This is a genomic window from Longirhabdus pacifica, from assembly GCF_004115085.1.
Classification (GTDB): domain Bacteria; phylum Bacillota; class Bacilli; order Paenibacillales; family DSM-105158; genus Longirhabdus; species Longirhabdus pacifica.
Window position 1 is genome coordinate 21290 of record NZ_QXJP01000023.1, and the last position, 20306, is coordinate 41595.

The 20306-nt window shown below is 38.3% G+C and carries 18 protein-coding genes; all 18 read left to right on the top strand.

Annotated elements, in window-relative coordinates; translation table 11 throughout:
- The first annotated feature begins 40 nt into the window (after nt 1-40).
- The 18 genes from rfbA (at nt 41) to flgK (ending at nt 20287) form a co-directional block, all read left to right on the top strand.
- The gene (gene rfbA / locus D1Z92_RS14310; RefSeq protein WP_128896358.1) at nt 41-925 is read left to right on the top strand and encodes a glucose-1-phosphate thymidylyltransferase RfbA; all 885 of its coding nucleotides are present in this window, start codon (nt 41-43) and stop codon (nt 923-925) included.
- Between the two features lie 13 nt (nt 926-938).
- The gene (rfbD, locus tag D1Z92_RS17760; protein WP_164931634.1) at nt 939-2339 is read left to right on the top strand and encodes a dTDP-4-dehydrorhamnose reductase; all 1401 of its coding nucleotides are present in this window, start codon (nt 939-941) and stop codon (nt 2337-2339) included.
- A 4-nt stretch (nt 2340-2343) separates the two neighbouring features.
- Nucleotides 2344-3396 carry a dTDP-glucose 4,6-dehydratase gene (rfbB, locus tag D1Z92_RS14320; RefSeq protein ID WP_128896360.1) on the top strand — a complete coding sequence of 351 codons (1053 nt, stop codon included), beginning with the start codon at nt 2344-2346 and terminating at the stop codon, nt 3394-3396.
- A 126-nt stretch (nt 3397-3522) separates the two neighbouring features.
- Nucleotides 3523-4176 (top strand): CatB-related O-acetyltransferase, encoded by a 654-nt coding sequence (locus D1Z92_RS17730; RefSeq protein ID WP_276318881.1) that lies wholly within the window; start codon nt 3523-3525, stop codon nt 4174-4176.
- 70 nt (nt 4177-4246) lie between these two features.
- A complete protein-coding gene (locus D1Z92_RS14330) occupies nt 4247-5416 on the top strand; it encodes a nucleotide sugar dehydrogenase (RefSeq protein ID WP_128896362.1) in 1170 nt (389 codons plus the stop codon).
- A gap of 332 nt (nt 5417-5748) precedes the next feature.
- Complete coding sequence (locus tag D1Z92_RS14335; RefSeq protein ID WP_128896363.1) at nt 5749-6489, top strand: YveK family protein; 741 nt, start codon at nt 5749-5751, stop codon at nt 6487-6489.
- A gap of 103 nt (nt 6490-6592) precedes the next feature.
- Nucleotides 6593-7222, top strand: coding sequence for a CpsD/CapB family tyrosine-protein kinase (locus D1Z92_RS14340; protein WP_128896392.1), 630 nt, complete (start codon nt 6593-6595; stop codon nt 7220-7222).
- Complete coding sequence (locus tag D1Z92_RS14345; RefSeq protein ID WP_128896364.1) at nt 7222-7995, top strand: tyrosine-protein phosphatase; 774 nt, start codon at nt 7222-7224, stop codon at nt 7993-7995. Before D1Z92_RS14340 ends, D1Z92_RS14345 begins: the two co-directional genes overlap by 1 nt.
- A gap of 369 nt (nt 7996-8364) precedes the next feature.
- The gene (locus D1Z92_RS14350; protein WP_128896365.1) at nt 8365-11010 is read left to right on the top strand and encodes a stalk domain-containing protein; all 2646 of its coding nucleotides are present in this window, start codon (nt 8365-8367) and stop codon (nt 11008-11010) included.
- Between the two features lie 653 nt (nt 11011-11663).
- Entirely contained in the window at nt 11664-12833 is a 1170-nt protein-coding gene (locus D1Z92_RS14355) for a sensor histidine kinase (protein WP_240666757.1), read from the top strand.
- On the top strand, nt 12833-13549 hold the full coding sequence (locus D1Z92_RS14360) for a response regulator (protein WP_128896367.1): 717 nt from the start codon (nt 12833-12835) through the stop codon (nt 13547-13549). The genes D1Z92_RS14355 and D1Z92_RS14360 overlap by 1 nt, the downstream gene beginning before the upstream one ends.
- Before the next feature lie 130 nt (nt 13550-13679).
- On the top strand, nt 13680-14084 hold the full coding sequence (locus D1Z92_RS14365) for a hypothetical protein (RefSeq protein WP_128896368.1): 405 nt from the start codon (nt 13680-13682) through the stop codon (nt 14082-14084).
- Nucleotides 14085-14186: 102 nt separating this feature from the next.
- A complete protein-coding gene (locus D1Z92_RS14370; RefSeq protein ID WP_164931635.1) occupies nt 14187-16322 on the top strand; it encodes an ATP-dependent helicase ComFA in 2136 nt (711 codons plus the stop codon).
- A complete protein-coding gene (locus D1Z92_RS14375; protein WP_128896370.1) occupies nt 16319-17098 on the top strand; it encodes a ComFC family protein in 780 nt (259 codons plus the stop codon). The genes D1Z92_RS14370 and D1Z92_RS14375 overlap by 4 nt, the downstream gene beginning before the upstream one ends.
- A gap of 203 nt (nt 17099-17301) precedes the next feature.
- Nucleotides 17302-17727: a TIGR03826 family flagellar region protein gene (locus D1Z92_RS14380; RefSeq protein ID WP_128896371.1), complete on the top strand. Its 426-nt coding sequence runs from the start codon at nt 17302-17304 to the stop codon at nt 17725-17727.
- Nucleotides 17728-17919: 192 nt separating this feature from the next.
- Nucleotides 17920-18210, top strand: a complete 291-nt coding sequence (locus D1Z92_RS14385) for a flagellar biosynthesis anti-sigma factor FlgM (protein WP_128896372.1) — start codon at nt 17920-17922, stop codon at nt 18208-18210.
- 10 nt (nt 18211-18220) lie between these two features.
- On the top strand, nt 18221-18715 hold the full coding sequence (locus D1Z92_RS14390; RefSeq protein ID WP_164931636.1) for a flagellar protein FlgN: 495 nt from the start codon (nt 18221-18223) through the stop codon (nt 18713-18715).
- 12 nt (nt 18716-18727) lie between these two features.
- Complete coding sequence (gene flgK, locus D1Z92_RS14395; RefSeq protein ID WP_128896374.1) at nt 18728-20287, top strand: flagellar hook-associated protein FlgK; 1560 nt, start codon at nt 18728-18730, stop codon at nt 20285-20287.
- Nucleotides 20288-20306: the final 19 nt, after the last annotated feature.

A 20306-nucleotide genomic window follows, 5' to 3' on the forward strand; every position in this document is an offset into this window, starting at 1 on the left:
AAAATAATTTATAATTTAATTATGACAAGAGGAGAACAAAATGAAAGGAATTATTTTAGCTGGAGGATCAGGTACAAGATTATATCCGCTCACAATGGTTACTAGCAAACAGCTATTACCTATTTATGATAAACCAATGATATTTTACCCCCTTTCAATTTTGATGTTAGCTGAAATCAAGGATATTTTAATTATTTCTACTCCAAATGATTTACCTAACTTTAAAAAGCTATTAGGAGATGGCGATGAGTTTGGAATCAATCTGTCTTATGCAGAACAGCCATCTCCAGATGGACTAGCACAGGCTTTTATTATCGGTAAAGACTTTATAGGGGATGATAATGTAGCACTCATATTAGGAGATAACATTTATTATGGTAATGGATTTACTTCAATATTGAAAGAGGCAAAAGAAAATGTTGAAAACAGAAAATCAACAATATTTGGTTATTATGTGCATGATCCTGAAAGGTTTGGAATCGTAGAATTTGATGAAGAGGGTACAGTAATTTCAGTTGAAGAAAAACCTAAAAATCCAAAATCAAATTACTGTATAACAGGATTATATTTTTATGATAATAGAGTTGTAGATTTTGCTGAAAAAGTTAAGCCCTCAGCTAGAGGAGAGCTTGAAATTACAGATATAAATCGAATGTACCTGGAAGATGGTACGTTAAATGTTAAACTTCTTGGTAGGGGATATGCATGGCTTGATACAGGTACTATGGACAGTTTAGTTGAAGCTGCTGAGTTTGTCCAAATGGTCGAAAAGAGACAGAGCATAAAAATATCTGCTCTTGAAGAAATAGCTTATCGAAATGAATGGATAGATAAAAAGATGCTTCTAGCATCAGCCCAAAAATATGGTAAATCTCCTTATGGGGAACATCTTAAAAAAGTTGCTGAAGGCAAAATAAGATATTAAGTGAGGCTGTATAATGAAAATACACAGGACTGAAATAGAAGGTGTTGTGATTATTGAATCAAGAGTTTTTGAAGATCATAGAGGCTGGTTTACGGAAGTATACTCTAAGCAAAAATTTAGTGAGCAGGGAATTGATTTGAATTTTGTTCAGGATAACCATTCTATGTCATATCAAAAAGGAACATTGAGGGGATTGCACTTTCAAACCAATCCTAAAGCACAAACAAAATTAGTTAGGTGTACAAAAGGAAAAATATATGATGTTGTAGTGGATCTAAGAAAAGGCTCACCAACCTATAAAAAGTGGATTGGAATAGAACTTTCAGATAAAAATAAAAAACAACTACTTGTTCCAAAAGGTTTTGCCCATGGATTCGTTACATTAACTGAAGAAGTAGAAGTCCAATATAAAGTAGATGAATACTATTCCCTAGAACACGATGGAAGTATAAGGTTTGATGATCCAGAAATAGGGGTTGATTGGGTAATGCAAAACCCAATTTTATCAGAAAAAGATTTACAAGCACCGTATCTAAAAGATAGCGGAGTTGATTTTAGTTTGAAGTTTATGATTACTGGAGCTAATAGTCAACTTGGTAATGATATAATCTCTAAGTTAAAAGAAATTAAATTAGATGTCATCGCCCCAGGAAGAGATGAGTTGGAACTTACTGAAAAAAAATCTGTAACAGAATATATTTTAAAAGAAAAACCTGATGTAATTATTCATTGCGCTGCGTATACTGCTGTTGATAAAGCGGAAGATGAAAATAAATTATGTTATGCTGTAAATGTTGAGGGGACAAGACATGTTGCAAATGCAGCTGTGGAAATAGGTGCAAAACTGGTCTATATAAGTACTGACTACGTTTTTGATGGATTAGGAAAGGATCCTCAATCTGAAACTAAAGAAACAAATCCAATTAACTATTATGGTTTTACTAAAGAACAGGGAGAAAAAATTGTAAAAAAATTAGTTGAGAATTATTTTATTGTTAGAACATCATGGGTTTACGGTTTTAACGGTAATAATTTTGTGAAGACAATGCTAAAGTTGGCAGAAACTAATAATGAAATAAGTGTTGTAAAGGACCAATTTGGATCACCTACTTACACTAAAGATCTTGCTAACTTTATTGTTAAGCTAGTTAAAACCAACAAATATGGGACTTATCATGCAGTTAATGAAGGCTATTGTAGCTGGCATGAGTTCGCAAAAGCAATATTTTATAAATCAGGTATTGAGATGAAAGTAGATGCAATTACTACCGAAGAGCACGGGGCTAGAGCAAGGAGGCCACTAAACTCAAGATTGTCGAATGAAAATACTAAAAAAGCAGGGATTGAAAGATTACCTCATTGGAATGATGCATTATCTAGATTCTTAGTTGAACTAAATATTATGGAGGATTGAAGATATGAAGACAATATTAGTAACAGGTGGTGCAGGTTTTATTGGGAGCAATTTTGTTAAGATAATGTTAGAAAAGCATCCCAATTATAAAATAATTAATATTGATTCTCTTACATACGCAGGAAATCTTGAAAGTCTAAAACATATTGATAGAAATTATTCAAATTATGAATTTATTAAGACTGATATAAGGGATAGATCTAAAATAGAAGAAATTTTTATAAATTATGACATCACATCCGTTATCAATTTTGCTGCTGAATCACATGTCGATAGAAGTATTGAGGATCCAGAAATTTTTTTAACAACGAATGTAATAGGCACACAAGTATTATTAGATGTAGCTAAAAGACACTGGAAACTAAATCCTAAAGATAAGTATTGCAGGGAGTATAAAAATGGAGTTAAGTTTCTTCAGGTTTCAACAGATGAAGTATATGGTGCTTTGGGTAAAACAGGTATGTTTGTGGAAACTATGCCACTTATGCCAAACAGCCCTTATTCAGCATCAAAAGCAAGTGCAGATATGATCGTCAGAGCGTTTAATGAAACTTTTGGAATACCGGTTAACATCACGCGATGCAGCAATAATTATGGCCCATACCAATTTCCAGAGAAATTAATTCCCTTAATGATCAATAACTGTCTACAGGATAAACCCCTTCCTGTTTACGGAGATGGTTTGCAAGTAAGAGATTGGTTACATGTATTTGATCATTGTCATGCTATTGATACGGTTCTTCATAAAGGTGTGGATGGAGAAGTATATAACATTGGGGGAAATAACGAGAAGGCAAATATTGATATAGTTAAGCTTATTATCAAGACTCTTAATAAGTCTAGTACTATTATTAAATATGTTAAAGACCGTCCCGGTCATGATAGAAGATATGCTATAAATAATTCTAAGATTACTACTCAATTAGGATGGGAACCATCCTATACGTTTGAACATGGCATAAAAGAAACAATTCAATGGTATCTTGATAACACTGAATGGATTGAAAATATCATATCTGGTGATTATGCTAGTTATTATGATAAAATGTATTCGTAAGTTGATGAAGTTATAAAATTTAATTAGTAGCATTTAGTAGTAAAATTGGAAGTATGTCAATTAATCTTGTCTTGTTTCAATTAAAAGTATATAAAGAAGCTGAGATATAGGGTGTGGGTAAGAGTGATGCGATTTAAAAAATATATTCCAAATGCAATTAAAGAACATTTTAGGCTTTTAAAATTACAAAAGAAATTCCATAATTGTTCTATTAATTCTTATTTATTACAAGATAATGTGAAGTTAGGACAAGGTGTTGGGATTATGCGTAATGTAGATATTAGGGATGGTGTTGAAATTGATGATTACTCATATGTCAGCCCGAATACAGTCATTGCTTCTGGAGTAGTCGGAAAATTCACTTCAATAGGTTATAATTGTCAAGTAGGAATGTTTGAGCATCCAACAAACTATGTTTCTACTTCACCGATGACTTATAGTACTAGAAATTTATTCGGCTACGAAGAAATATGGAATGAAGTCTATAGCCCACCTTTCATAGGTAATGATGTGTGGATTGGAAGTAACGCTGTAATTCTGCAAGGTGTAAAAATTGGAAATGGTGCAATTATTGCGGCTGGGGCTGTTGTTACAAAAGATGTTGAACCGTTTACAATTGTTGGTGGTGTGCCAGCTAATTTTATAAAAAAAAGATTTAGTGATGAAAAGATTCTTCAGTTAACAAATTTGTCTTGGTGGGATTTATCAATTGAAGAGATTAAGAAAATGGAAAAAATTTTTAAATATAAGGAAAATTGGAATTTTAATAATAATTTGTAAATTTCATCTTGAAGGAAACTTTCAACTTCTGTGGAAATACCCAACTTGTTTATATAAGGGGAGTATTGTTATGAAAATCACAGTGGTAGGCATTGGATATGTTGGTTTATCCAATGCTGTGCTATTAGCACAGCATCAGCAAGTAACCGTTATTGATATCATGCAAGAAAGAGTAGACGCCATTAACGCGCGGAAATCTCCTATCGTAGATAGTGAAATAGAAAACTATTTCGCAAACAAAACACTACACCTAACAGCTACAACAGATGCAAAACATGCATACGAGGACGCAGACTACGTCATCATCTCCACCCCAACAAACTACGACCCAGAACAAAACTTCTTCGACACCAGCTCTGTAGAAGCAGTTATAGCCGACGTCCTATCCATCAACTCTGACACCACGATCGTCATCAAATCGACGATACCCGTTGGCTATACTGCACAAATCAATGAGCAATTCCAAACAGACAACATCATCTTCTCTCCAGAATTTTTACGAGAAGGGAAAGCCTTATACGATAACCTCTACCCTTCCCGCATCATTATCGGGGAGCAATCGGAACGGGCACAAACATTTGCTAACCTACTCATGCAAGGCGCGATAAAACAAGAAATCCCAGTCCTATTCACCAGCGCTACAGAAGCAGAAGCAATCAAGCTATTCTCTAATACATACTTAGCGATGCGTGTAGCGTACTTCAACGAACTCGATACGTATGCGGAAATAAGAGGTTTAAATACGAAAAACATCATCGAAGGCGTAGGCCTAGATCCTCGTATCGGCTCCCATTACAACAATCCATCGTTTGGCTACGGAGGTTACTGCCTACCGAAAGATACAAAGCAATTAAGGGCAAACTATGCCGATGTACCAAACAACATTATTGGAGCGATCGTCGATGCCAATATGACACGTAAAGACCATATTGCCAATCAAATATTAGCAGCAAAGCCTAACGTCGTCGGCATTTACCGTCTAACGATGAAAATGGACTCAGATAACTTCAGGCAGTCTTCCATTCAGGGCGTCATGAAACGCATTAAGGCAAAAGGAGTAGAAGTCGTTGTCTATGAACCTGCCTTGCAAGAAAGAGAATTTTTCCATTCTGAAGTGATAGCAGACATAGATGCATTCAAGCAAAAGTGTGATGTCATTATCACCAATCGCTGGTCTAAGGAACTAGAAGATGTAAAACATAAAGTGTACTCCCGTGATTTATACCAGCGGGATGAGTAAACTACTGAGGCGTATGCTTGTATCTTATTATTTCTTATCTTATATAACGCATGATGAATACAAAAATATCGATCTAAAATATACAGTACAAGCATGACTAAAATAGTAGTTAGCAAAACCTATTATAGGTACAAAGAATGACCAATATCCGTCTATAAAACTACACATTACACCATAAAAGTGTATATCGTGTAGTTTTTTGTTGGATTTTATAGAATTTTATAGATATTATATTTTAATTACTAAAGTCATATGGTAAAATTGAACTAGTTGTGTGATATTTTCATATTAGAAACTTTTAAAAAAAACGAAATGAATGATGAGGAGGAGTAATGGAAGAAACGATAGAATTGAAGCAGATCATAGGAATGATAAAAAAGAGGCTTGTACTCATACTTAGCGTCACCGCTATCGTCACGTTAATAGCCGCATTGTACAGCTTTTTTATCACTACACCAGTCTATGAAAGTAGTACACAAATATTAGTAAGCAAAACAGAAGAAGAGAACGTGTATAACATCAATGAACTGCAAACCGATTTAAAGTTAATTAATACATATAACGTCATTATTACAAGTCCACGAATATTAGACATCGTAAAAGAAGAACTTTCTCTATCGATGTCATCAGCAGAATTGAAAAATAAAATACAGGTCCGTAGTGAGGCCGATTCTAAAGTCATTTCATTAATCGTGCAAGATGCGCAACACAATGTAGCCGTAGCCATAGCCAACACGACAGCCAATGTATTTCAGCGTGAAATAGGAAATTTAATGAACGTCGATAACGTATCGATATTATCCGTAGCCACTACTTTGGAAAACCCGCAACCAGTAAAACCCAATGCACTCTTAAATACAATGATAGGATTGGTATTAGGAGTCATGATGGGAACAGGTCTAGCATTATTACTTGAATATTTTGATAATACAATAAAAACAACGAACGATATCGAGCAGCATTTACAGCTTCCCGTGCTTGGTTCTGTCGTTAATATGGATGACGATAAAACGAAACATATAAATATGAAACGAAATTTCATGCAGCGTTCAGGAGGCACATCACTTGGCTAACATAGTGAAACAAAATAAATTAGGACGACTACTATTGTATCGAAAAAAGAAACCTTCAAACAACGTGCGACCTATTATTACGCAAAGTAGTCCGAAATCTCCTATGGCAGAGCAGTATCGAAGTATTAGAACGAACATACAGTTTTCCTCCGTCGATGCAGAAGTAGAAACTATCGCAGTCACTTCTTCTAAGCCTAGCGAAGGTAAAACGACGACGGCAGCAAACATGGCGGTTGTGTTTGCACAACAGGGCAAAAAAGTACTGCTTGTTGATGCAGATTTAAGAAAACCAACCGTACACTATACGTTCAAATTGCAAAATCGATTTGGGCTAACGAACGTTTTAACTAATCAAATATCATTACAACAAGGGCTGCAGGATGCAGAAACAGAACATTTAAGCATTTTAACCAGTGGGCCGATTCCACCTAATCCTGCTGAATTAATCGGATCAAATAGGATGACAGCGTTAATGGACAGCGTAAAACAACAATATGATCTCATCGTTTTTGATACGCCTCCTATTTTAGCCGTAACGGATGCACAAGTGCTTTCTAATCAATGCGATGGTACCATCCTTGTCGTGAATAGTGGCAGTACAGAAGTAGACCAGGCCAAAAAAGCGAAGGAGTTATTGCAAGGGGTCAACGCAAAAATATTAGGTGTAGTGTTGAACCAGGCAACAGCGCAACAAAACGAATATTATGCCTACTACGGTGAAGGTGAAGCATAATGATCGATATTCATAGTCATATTTTGCCTCAAATCGACGACGGCGCGCGCTTCCTAGAAGAGAGCATGCAAATGGCGAAGCAAGCTGTTTCACAAGGTATTACCCACATCGTAGCCACACCGCATCATCGAACAAGCAAATTTTTCAACCATAAAACTACAGTATTACATGAAGTAGAACAGTTGAATCTTGCTTTGAATAATGCGAATATTCCGCTCACTGTATTGCCGGGGCAAGAAATACGTCTGTTCGGTGAGATGGAGGAAAAGTTAGCAGAGGAAGAACTACTGACGGTAAACGATACGGGAACATTTATTTTAGTAGAGTTACCGTCCACGCATGTTCCTGCTTATAGCAAGCAACTATTTTATAACCTTATGTTGCAAGATATATATCCGATTGTTGTTCATCCAGAGCGAAATCAGGAAATTCTCACACGTCCAGATATACTGTATGATTTGGTTAACATGGGCGTTTACACACAACTAACCGCTGGCAGTGTAACCGGTCAGTTCGGTAGAAAAATAAAAAAGTTTTGCATGCAGTTATTAGAAAATAACCAAGCACATTTCATCGCTTCTGATGCTCACAATATAAGAGAAAGAGCTTGTCATATGCAAGCCGCTTATAGCGTTGTAAAGCAGGCTTGGGGAGAGCAGTTGACTCACACACTGCAACAACATGCCCTTCATGCTATTCAAGGTACATTCATACACAAAGATCAACCGCAAAAAATAAAACAAAATTTCTTTCAATTGTTATGGAGAGCGTAAGCTCTCTTCTTTCATCTATCCATCTACTAATTATTCCAATAACTTCTATCGTATTTCCTCTTCATTTCCCGCAACTTTTTATATCTTTTTTAAGTCTAATCATTATAAGTATGTGAAATTTAGCAGTAGATGATAACAGTGATTGCTAGAATGTATATTGGTGTCATATTTTGAAACCTTTTGTATTGGACGCTGTACAGGTTAATGCAAGAGAAGTACAAAACGATTCAGCTACTTCCATGCAAGGGAGTCTCATTTTTTACGCATTAATCAATAGATTATTTAACGAACTATATGTAATGCATTATATTTTATGGTAAAACACAACGATGCATAGCAATCATAGAGATAAGGGAGAGGAACACAGTAATGAACGTGAAACATTTTACAATAAAAGCGATCGCGGGCGGTGCACTCATCATCACGACGATCATGTCCCCGATCATGCCTTCGATGCCGGTACAAGCAGAATCCGTAACGGTGTATTGGGATGAGCAAACGACGGTTAATTTACTAGAGACAGAATTAATTACCGACGGTGCAGAGCAGCATGTGTATGAATGGAAATCTACTAGAAATGGTTCTGCCGTAAGATCTAAGGTAGATGTGATAAAAATAGATTTGCAAAACCCTAACGTGAAGCTCGACGTCATGACGGGTCAAAACGGCATCTATACGACAAAGAAAAACACAGTACAAAATATGGTCAACGAAACAAGCGCCGTAGCGGGAGTGAACGCAGATTATTTCGATATGGGATCAAACTTTGAAGGAGGCCCAATCGGAGCAGAAATATCGGACGGGGAACTCATTTCTTCTCCTACGCCGCTATCTGGATTGTACACGTTTGCGGTGACGAATGAAGGTAAACCGGTGATTGATATGTATACGTTTAACGGTCAGCTCACGCATGAAGGTGATACAAGTTATAGAATCGGTGGAGTAAATAAATCCTACTCCTACACGCAAAACATGCTTTACATGTATACCGATAAATGGGGCGGTACTGCCCGCAAGAAAGATGCAGACAATTTACCAACAGAAATGATTGTTATCGACGGTATCGTACAGCAAATTTTTGTGGAGGAACCTGTGGAAATGTCAGTTCCCAATGGAGCTGTGTTCTTTCAAGCTTACGACAATGCAGCGACGTTTATCCAAGAACATATTCAAGTTGGCGATGCAGTAGAAATGGACTATGAATTTATTTCTAGCACATCGCAAGAAAAGCTGGATCCAGAGAACATACAAATGATGATTGGCGGACATACGATTCTTGTCGATCAAGGGAAGAAAGCGACGTACTCCTTTTCTATCTCCTCCATCAGTCCGAACAGCGCTCGTTCTCGCACTGGCATTGGTTACTCGGAAGATGAGCGTTACGTATATCTCATTACCGTGAATAACACACAAGGGAATACAGGATTGACCGTCTCAGAATTTCAATACTTTATGACACAGATTGGCGTATGGAAAGGCATTAACTTAGATGGCGGTGGATCGACACAGATGGTGTCCCGTGAACTTGGTGAATTTGATCCGGCATTAGTTGCAAAGCCAGAAGGAAGCAGCGTACGTCGTGTCGTCAACGGAGTAGGCGTGTATTCAGAAGCTCCTGAGGGAGCATTGGCTGGTTTCAAACTTTCAGGTAAAGAAACGTTGTTTATTAACGAACAAACGACATACGAACTCAAAGCGTATGATGAATACTACAATCCGTTAGATGTAGATGCGGTGTATCCAGTGTATACAGATAGTGAAGAACTTGGAACATGGAACAATAATACGTTTACAGCAGCAACCGGTGGAAACACGATCGTACAAGTGCAATCTGGCGATGTAACAGAGCAATTAGAAATTGAAATTATAAGTAGTGCGCAAATTAGTGAAATGGCAATCCATGATTCTATCCTTGTGTTAGAAGAAGGACAGTCGTATCCACTAACGCTGAAAGCAGTGACCACGTCAGAAACAAGTGTGACTGTACCAAGTGACATGATAGAGTGGAGCGTCGAAGGATTTGAAGGTGTAGTAGAAGATGGAAAACTAAAAGTCACATCACTAGAAGGTGTGAGCGAAGCAAAAGTGATGGCTAACTTCGATGGATTGACAGCTGAGCAAATCCTACCTATAGAACAAGAGAAAACAATATTAGACTTTGATCAAAAGCAAAGTACCGCAGACATCACGACAAAAGTATATCCAGATGATGTGACAGGCACCGCAGCATTAAACAAAATGGATGCAGCGCAAGGCCAAGTATTATCTATCGCATATACGTTCAGTGATACAGCGGAAACACAAGCAGTGTATGCATCTTTTAATGAAGATGAAGGATTGTTAACACCAGAAACACCACTTGAACTAGACCTCAATGTTTATGGTAATAACAGCAATCATATGCTGCGTGCCATATTCATGGATAACGAAGGCAACGAACAGCGCGTGACACTTGCAGAGACTATCGACTGGGAAGGTTGGGAAAACATTTCCGCTGATCTGTCATCCTACGCAGATTTAGGACCATTAACGTTACAGCGCATTTATGTTGTAAAAGGAAAAGAGACGACAGAAGAAGTGTGGGAAGGCAAAGTGTTTGTGGATGATGTACGGATGACTTTCGCAAGTAAAGTATCCAGTCGTCCTGTGGTGAAGTTGGTTATTGATCAAACGGTCATGACGATTGGCGGTCAGGAAAAAGTGTTGGATCAAGCGCCGATAATTGATTCAGGCTGGAATACACTCGTACCGATTAGTTTTATTATTGAAGCCTTCGGTGGCGAAGTAGATTGGAATAACGATGACCGAAAAGTAACGATTGATATTGATGGGCATACGCTCGAGATGTGGATTGATAATCCAGAGATGGTGTTTGACGGACAAGGGATAACTTCTCCTCTCGCTCCACAAATCATAAACGAACGTACGATGATTCCCCTCCGTTTTATCTTTTCCGACACACTCGGTTGGGATGTTGGTTGGGACGATGCGACAAGAACCATTACATTACGATAAAAAATTACATTCTAGCTATTGTTAAACTTCATAATTATGTTAATATATAGGTAATACAAAGTGGAAGTTGTTCATAATGAGAAGCATGTAAGCCATCACCTCATTTGGACAACTTCTTTCAGGTAGTACACTATTTACACTTCTTATCTATACCGTAACAAGCATTTGTTTTACTGTAGCAAAGTGTATATGGGTTGTATATGGACACGATTTGTTGAGGGAATTCATGGAAATGAAGCGCCTTTCAACGCTTGTCTGGTTATATGTTAGACTATTTTTACTATTTACAATTCGTTAAAATCTTTTCAACACCATCATATAGCCTAAGGGGAAACATATCAGGATAATTAGCTCTATGCAAGTTCTATGAAGCTAGTTTTATCGTGAGTTTTTATCTTCACTTCATTTTGGTAAGCAAATGAAGTATACGACATGTATACTGATAAAGTTACAAAAACATACATAATATATCGGTTATGCTGTATACCATCTATCAAGTTTGGTGAGATGAACCGTATACACTAACTTAAAAATATATGAAAACTCATTCTATGTGGAGTGAAAAAGAAGAATGAGATCTAAACATAGCTACGAACCTTTTCACAAATTCATTTATTGAACATGAAAGTATAACAATAGAAAGGGTAATGGCATTGACGTTACAAACAGAAGCAATTGATCGCGTCATACAAGATGCGATTCAGATGATGGATGATTCTAAATATGCAATATTTGAAATATGCGAAAGTGCAAGAGAAGAATTGCAAGCGGTCAAAAATGAACTGGAAGAAATTAAACTCGAAACGATAGAAACGATAGAAAATGTCGATAAACTAGAGAGACAGTTCAGACTAGCTAGAGCCGTATTATCTGAAGTGAGTAGAGATTTCAATAAATATACAGAACAAGACATTAAAGATGCATATGAAAAAGCAACCGTCATCCAAATGGACATTATGATCTTTAGAGAAAAAGAGAGTAACTTGAAAGTCAGACGCAATGAACTGCAAAAGCGGACGAAAAACTTGCAAAGTACGGTGTCTAAAGCTGAAAATGTGACTTCGCAAATTAACGTTGCCGTAGATTATTTATCTGGTGATCTCAGTCAAATTACTAAAATATTAGAATCTGTTAAAAATCGTCAATTAGTTGGACTTCGCATCATTCTAGCTCAAGAAGAAGAGCGAAAAAGGATCGCTCGTGAAATTCACGATGGTATGGCGCAGTCGATGGCGAATTTGATTTTGCGAACCGAAATAGCAGAACGCATGATGGAACAAGACAAGCCTGAGTTAGCGAAGGCGGAAATCGTCGATTTGAAACAGCAAGTCAGGTCTAATTTAGAAGAAGTACGTAAAATTATTTTCAACTTACGACCGATGGCATTAGACGATTTAGGATTACTTCCTACCCTTAGAAAATTTGTGCATGATTTTGAAGAGAAATATAACATCAAAGCGAGAATCACGGTAAATGGAAAAGAAGAAAGATTACCTTCTGCAATGGAAGTTGCTATATTCAGACTAGTACAAGAAACGTTTTCCAATGTGAAAAAACACGCTAAAGCGACACAAGTTAATTTAGAAATGAGATTTCAAAAAAACTTTATATATTTAGTTATTGAAGACAATGGCATTGGATTTGAGGTGGAAAAGGTGGAAGACAAAATATCTGAAGGTGATAACTACGGCATTATTGGAATGCGAGAAAGAGTGGAGTTGTTAGAAGGAAAATTCAACATACAGACAGCTCCTGATCAAGGCACCAAGATGTTTATCCAAGTACCCGTTAAACCAGATTCCAAAGAAAGAGGGGATTTATAATGTCATTAATCACTTCAGCTACGATGAAAATCGTGATAGCTGATGATCATGCACTGTTTCGAGAAGGATTAAAACGCATCATTAACATGGAAGAAGATATGCAAGTTATTGGTGAATGTGGAGATGGGATTGCGGTACTCGAAGTTTGCAATGCCACACCACCAGATATCGTATTAATGGATATTAACATGCCTGTGGAAAATGGCGTGGTAGCTACGCAAAAATTGCGTGAAATTTTCCCAGATATCAAAGTTATTATACTATCTATTCATGACGATGAAAGCTACGTGATGGAGACGCTTCGCAAAGGTGCACAAGGTTATTTGCTAAAAGACATGGAAGCGAAGGAACTTGTCAATGCCATTCGTACCGTCGTAGAAGGTAATGCATATATTCATCCGAAAGTAACAGGTAAATTGGTTTCGCAACTTCGCCGAATGACCTACGTGAATGAAAATGGAGCCATATCTGAAATGTCCGAAGACCATCCTGCTGCCCAGTATATTAAAAAAGACGATAGTAGTTTAACGAAGCGAGAAGCCGAAGTATTGCGACTGATGGCTTCTGGTAAAAGTAACAAAGCGATAGGCGAGCATTTATATATTAGTGAAAAAACAGTCAAAAACCACGTCAGCAGTATTCTGCAAAAAATGGAAGTGGATGATCGTACACAAGCTGTTATCTACGCTATAAAAAATGGTTGGGTAAACATCTAGTACTTTGCTATATAAATAAATAAGCAAGACCGACATCTTTTGGAACCAATTACATAATGTAAATAAAACAACGTATAGACACCTCTCTATCATGATAAGCATATGATGTCGTATAGGGAGGTATGTCACGATGATCGAAGGATTGCTTTGGTTGATCGGACTATACGGCTCGGGTATGATTGCAATTCATTTGATATACAATTTACGAACAAAAATACAATGCACAACACGTCTAAAGCAGCATTTCATCCTTGTTACGATTAATAATCAGCGACAAGTAGAGTGGTATATCCGTTATATTTTTTTCATGACTTGGTGGAGAGGGAAAAATGTACATCTCACCATTGTCGATAAAGGATCTCATGATGATACGATGGCGATTATTCGTAAATTAAAGAGTCGTTATGGCGATCCACTTCATTGTATTCAGGCTTCTATGCTACCTAAATACATGCAGCAAAGAGAAGGAAAGCATGTTTTTATTATCCACATAAATCAACATCACGATTTACGTCGTCTATTGACTCACTTTTAATATTGTATACTATTTCAATCTATATCATTTCGAGTGTGAAGCACACCTCGATCCTGTATGACAGGACGAGGTGTGCTTTTTTTGAGGAGGAGGGAGCATGATATGAAAGTACACTTGTATGCCGTCATTCACAATCATCCACAGCATGAAACGTTACACTTATTGCATTGGCGCACTACATTAGATTTAAAAAGTGACTTGTCCTATTGGATAGCGATGAAAAAAGAGAAAGCGATGGTGTTATTGCAACAGCCGCTTGCCTTTGACATCGCCTATCTTATGCAGCAGCAATTAAACAAAAGCAGCAAAGCTTTTTCGTTAACGGACAACAAGAACAACAGAGACAGCGCTCAGAAGATCATCCATACACACGTCGTAACAAACTTGCAACGTGCTGTACAATCTCTTCCAAAAGACCGTGGATGCAACATCGCATTTTCTGCTGACTTGCTGCAATACTTCACACAACGAGATTGGATTGCCTTCATGCAAAAACAACAACATAGTAAAACTCCACTGATGCCAACGCCATCGCAACAAGAGGCATGGAAAACAGTATGGTTTACACAGGTGTACACTTTCATGACGACACAGAACATATCCTCACAGTTTCTTACCGTTTTAGCGGAGTTTATGGAAGGTAGAAGGCTACTACTAACAGAGCTGCAGCAATATGCACAGCAGTACACCGAAGCCGCACAACGACAGTTGCAGACCCATTTGCAGTGGTTATTGCTAGAACAGAAACTAGCTTGGCAACCAGCGATCATGAGAAGTACAAAGCCACGGGCGTTATGGTCACCCCATTCATGGTTTAACAAAAGTGACGTTCATTGTCTGCGCTGTGGATGTCATGCTGCATCGTTGCAAATGACACCATGTAGTGCATGCGACCTTGTATGTTATTACTGCCCAAACTGCATGACGATGGGTAAATGCAGAACGTGCACTCCTTTATTTACAAGGGTTACAAGGGAGATAAGCAACCGTCTAACTCCACAAGTTGCAAAGAATGATTGGGACGACATGACAATCAGTCATGCCAACACTAATCCCAACATCCATGCCAACATGACTGAGAAAATACATACAATCTCCCACAGTAACACCCATGCCAATAGTGGTGCCAACAGCACAGAACAAGACCAACCATCGCTAGCAAAATGGCATTTAAGTCCTGCGCAGAACGAAGCCGCTTTAACGGGCTTGCGTTTTTTAAAACAAGATCGCAGCATATTTCATTCACTACCTAGAGAAGAAGACCGTCGTTGCTTCGCAATATGGGCAGTAACGGGAGCAGGAAAAACAGAAATCATTTTCCCACTCATTGAACATGAACTAGCGAGGCATCATCATGTGCTGTTAACGACACCAAGAAGAGATGTCGTTTTAGAGCTGGAGCCAAGACTAAAAAAAGCATTCCCCCATACCCCTATAACAGTACTGTATGGCGGCAGCCCTGATCGCTGGGAAAAAGCGCCGTTTACCATCGCAACGACACATCAAATGTTGCGCTTTGCCAATGCATTTGACCTCGTCATTATTGATGAGATCGACGCGTTTCCTTTCCACAACAATCCAATGCTGCAGTATGCCGCCAGTCAAGTCATCAAAGAAGATGGGAGATACGTGTTCTTAACCGCAACCCCTCCTGTGCAAATACAGAAAAGCATTAAAAAAAAGCAAATGGACCATGTGAAAGTTCCGGTTCGTTACCATCGTCATCCTCTACCTGTTCCCATAATGAAACATGTGCAGGCAATCAAGAAGTGGAATGGTCTTCCTGTTTTATTGAAAAAAGCACTGCAATCATCATTGGAGCGAAAAGCACAAATTTTTATCTTTGTACCTGCTATCTCCTATGTCCCCCTCGTCGTGAAAAAACTAAGCAAAGCATTTCCACAGACCGCAATGGCAGGGACATCTTCCGTGGATGAGGACCGAGGTGATAAAGTGATGCAATTTCGACAGCAACACATCCAAATCATCGTCACAACCACGATACTAGAACGAGGAGTAACCATTCCTAATAGTGATGTATACGTGATCGATAGTGACAGTACTATGTTTGATGCTGCTGCCTTAGTACAGATGGCAGGACGCGCCGGGCGTTCCGCTGACTTTCCGAATGGGAAAGTGTACTTTTTTAGCAAAGAGAGGACGAAAGGACAAGTGGAAGCGATGAAACAAATTAAAGTCATGAATCATACAGCGAGGAAAAAGGGGTACTTACGATGATGCACGCTTTTCAGCACAGTGACGGTTATATCAAATGGTTGATGCAATCCATCAAAAATGTAGTACAAGGTAAACGAGAAGTTTGTCTCCTGTGCGGAGCTGCAAAAAGTAATCAGACGACGTTAAAGCTATGTGCCAAATGTGTACATGACATTCCGTGGATCAAACACCTGCAATGTATGCATTGCGGAAGAGCAGCGCATTGTCCTGATTGTAAACGTAATGAGATCAAATATATTCATGCTAATCGAAGCGCAGTTTCTTACACTCCTGTCATGAAGCAGTGGCTCGCATTGTACAAATTTCGCGGGCAAGAAATGCTGCTTCCCTTATTTGTCGACATGATGATCATCGGCATGGAAACCCATTACCACCCATTGTTAGCGCAGCGAAAGGCTAACATCATCGTCAGTTTTGTACCGACCAGTCGCGAAAGAAACATAGAGCGGGGATTTAATCAAGCACAACAGTTAGCAGAAGGCGTAGCCCTTTATTATGATTTAGATTGCATGCAGCTTGTAGACCGAATTCAACATACGGAAAAACAAAGCCGACAAAATAGAGAGCAGCGAAAAATAGCATTGCGAGATGCTTTTCACTTTAACCCAGCATCTACCCACGTTGTATCCCAGTGGCGACAACGTCGAGTGCCTATGATAGTCTTACTGATAGATGATGTGTATACGACAGGAAGTACATTGAACGCCTGTGCAAAATGTATAGTACAAGCATTGCCAGATGCAGTAGTATACAGCCTGTGTTGGAGTAGAGCGTAAGGCGAAAGCAAAAATCAGCAAGCATACAGCATAAAGTAAATAAACGTCATAAGCCGATAACAAAAGTATGTGAGATGCAGACAGGCTTTTCGTTACAAGGAACGACAAACAAATACAAAATATGCCAAAGAATATATACATCTCTTCAAGAATGAGGTACACTATATTTGTTAAAATGGATCGGGTTAAAGGAGGGAATTCACATGCAGCTAGCGAATTGCCCGAGGTGTGGCAAGTTATTTGGCAAGGGAGTTCGAAGTATATGCAGTCAATGTGTGAGTAAAATAGAAAAACAATACGACCTTTGTTGGGAATATTTAAACGAACATCCTAATGCAACAATCGTAGAGTTAAGTAGTGAAACGAAAGTAACTATCTCGCAGATTGAACAGTTTATTACAGAAGGGCGACTGTCTATTCGAGATAATCCCAACATGGGTTATCCTTGTGATATGTGCGGTGGTATTATACGTGGGGGAAAAGTGTGTAAAGATTGCTCAGATCGGTTGAAAACGGAAGTGAAGAACTTATTTCGAGGTGTTCCAGGATCAGAAAACCAGCATACCGATAAAAATGGGAAGTATAATATTGGAGATCGACTCGTACGCCGAGGGTATCGAAAAGATTAATGCCACAATATAAACTTTATAATAAACGTTGCCGATAATAACACAGACGATATATTATCGGTTTTTTGTTATTCCAGAAGTGATACAACCAAATATATATACAACTTTTTCAATTTTTCGTATTCTAAAGCATATCATGTCGCTAGAATAGGAGACAACGAGGTAAGATGAGGGTTAAAGAGGTGAAAAACCATGAAAATAAATGATACAAATCGAGTAAGTGCATTAAATCATTATCGAAAACAATCACATGACTATCAGGCACAAACAGATAAACTTGGTAAAAAGAAAGATCAACTGCAAATATCATCCCAAGCAAAAGAAATGCTAGAAATTCAGGCAAGCGAAAAAATAAACAGCATAGAGAAACAAGAGAGATTGGAGCAGTTGAAAGAAGAAGTAAATAGCGGCACATATCGTGTTGCCGATGAAAAATTAGTGGACAAACTGCTTCCATACTTCCGACAAATTGACGAAGAATAGGGGTATACCATTGAAGGACATTATTGTATGTATACAACAACTGCTCAAGGCACATGAACAGCTACTACAATTGGCAAAGCAAAAGAAAGATATTATTGTAGCCAATGACATCACATCACTGTCAGAGATCACCAGCAAAGAGGCGAAATATATAGCTGTCATTGAAACATTGGAAGTTCGTCGCCAAAACCTCGTTAATGCATACTTTCAATCTTTGTCATTGTCAGGTGATAAGCAAATAGATCCGACATTAACGAATCTTATCGCTCTAACGAAAGAAGAACCCGATCAACAACAACTTACAGATTTACAGCAGCAACTACTACCAGTCATGGAACAATTAGTAGCATGTCAAACATTAAACGATAAATTGATTGCTGATGCATTGCAATTTCTCGACTATTCCGTAGACTTATTATTCGGTGAACCAGAAGATGATATGCTCTACCAACATCCAGAAAAAACGAGAGATCATCGCAAAGGCATGTTCGAAACGAAAGCTTAAGGAGGGATTTACATGAGATCCACATTTCATACACTTACAACCGCAAGAAGAGCATTATTTACACAAAATACAGCCATCGCTACCTTATCTCACAATATAGCGAATGCAGACACAGAAGGATTTACAAGACAACGCGTGAATATGAAAGCAACAACGCCAATTGAAGCATTTGGGTTGATGCGTAGTACAAGCCCAGGTCAGCTGGGAACAGGGGTAGAAGTAAGTTCCATCTCACGTTTAAGAGAAGGGTTTTTAGACTCTCAATTTCGCAATGAAAGTAAGGAACTCGGTAGCTGGAGTGTACAGATGGATACGCTTGGTAAGCTGGAGACGGTTGTCAATGAGCCTTCTGATAGCGGTATACGTGAAGTCATGGATGAATTTTGGAAAGCATGGTCTGTCTTAAGCTCCGATATTAGTACTAAATCAGAAGAATTAGCAGCGCGTACCGTGTTAAAAGAAAAAACGATAGCATTAACAAGTGCCTTTAATTTAATGAGCAGACAGCTTACGGAACTATCTACTGATTTGACCAGCAACATTGGAGTCAAAGCAACACAAGTAGATACACTCAGTTCCTCTATTGCGACGCTAAATGATGAAATACAGCGACTAGAATTGTTGGGCGATAACGCCAACGATCTTAGAGACCAGCGCGATCTATTAACGGATGAATTATCTGAAATCGTGAATATTACGGTGACGGAAAATGATCAAGGTTATACGATACAAATGGGCGGAATAACGTTGACTGATGGAGAAAATAGTATACCAGTCGATGCAGCCTTCTTGGAAAGTGCAGTCACCTCTGGAGACTTGATCTCTGGTGAAGTCAAAGGCATGATCGAATCCAGAGATCGCTATGTAAGTGATATGCAAGTGCAATTGGATAAAATGGTAGATACACTCGTTAACGGGGAAGTGGAAGTGACGATACCAAAAGGTTCCGTACTACCACCTGGTTCTATATTTGATGGCATTGATTATAGTGGTACATTGAATAGTGACATTACCGTGACCGTAAAAGGAATTAACGGATTGCATAGATTAGGATATCATTTCAACTCTCCTTACGTTGGTGGCGATTTTTTCACGACAAAAGATGGTTCTGCTAACTTTACAGCCGCTAACATTGAACTCAATCCGGACATCGTGGAAAACGCAAACCTTATTGCAACGTCGATGCGAATTGAAACAGTAAACGGAAATGTAGAAGTCATCAAAGGAAATAATACATTGGCATTGCTCATGTCTGAACTAAAGGCAGGGAAGTTTGCCGTTAACGATCAGACCACAGGCGTAAACGAAGCAACAATAGATGATTATTTTGCTTCTATTGTAGGGGAACTCGCTGTGGAGTCAGAAGAAGCGCAAAGACAAACAAGCAATTATGTCATTATCGTGGAACAGGTGGAAATGCGTCGCCAAGCAATTAGTGGGGTTTCCATCAATGAAGAAATGACAAATATGATTCAATTTCAACAAGCTTACAATGCAGCTGCTCGTACGGTCACTGCGTTCGATGAAATGTTGGATAAAGTCATTAATGGCATGGGTGTTGTAGGTAGGTAATGATCTATGTTAACAAGAA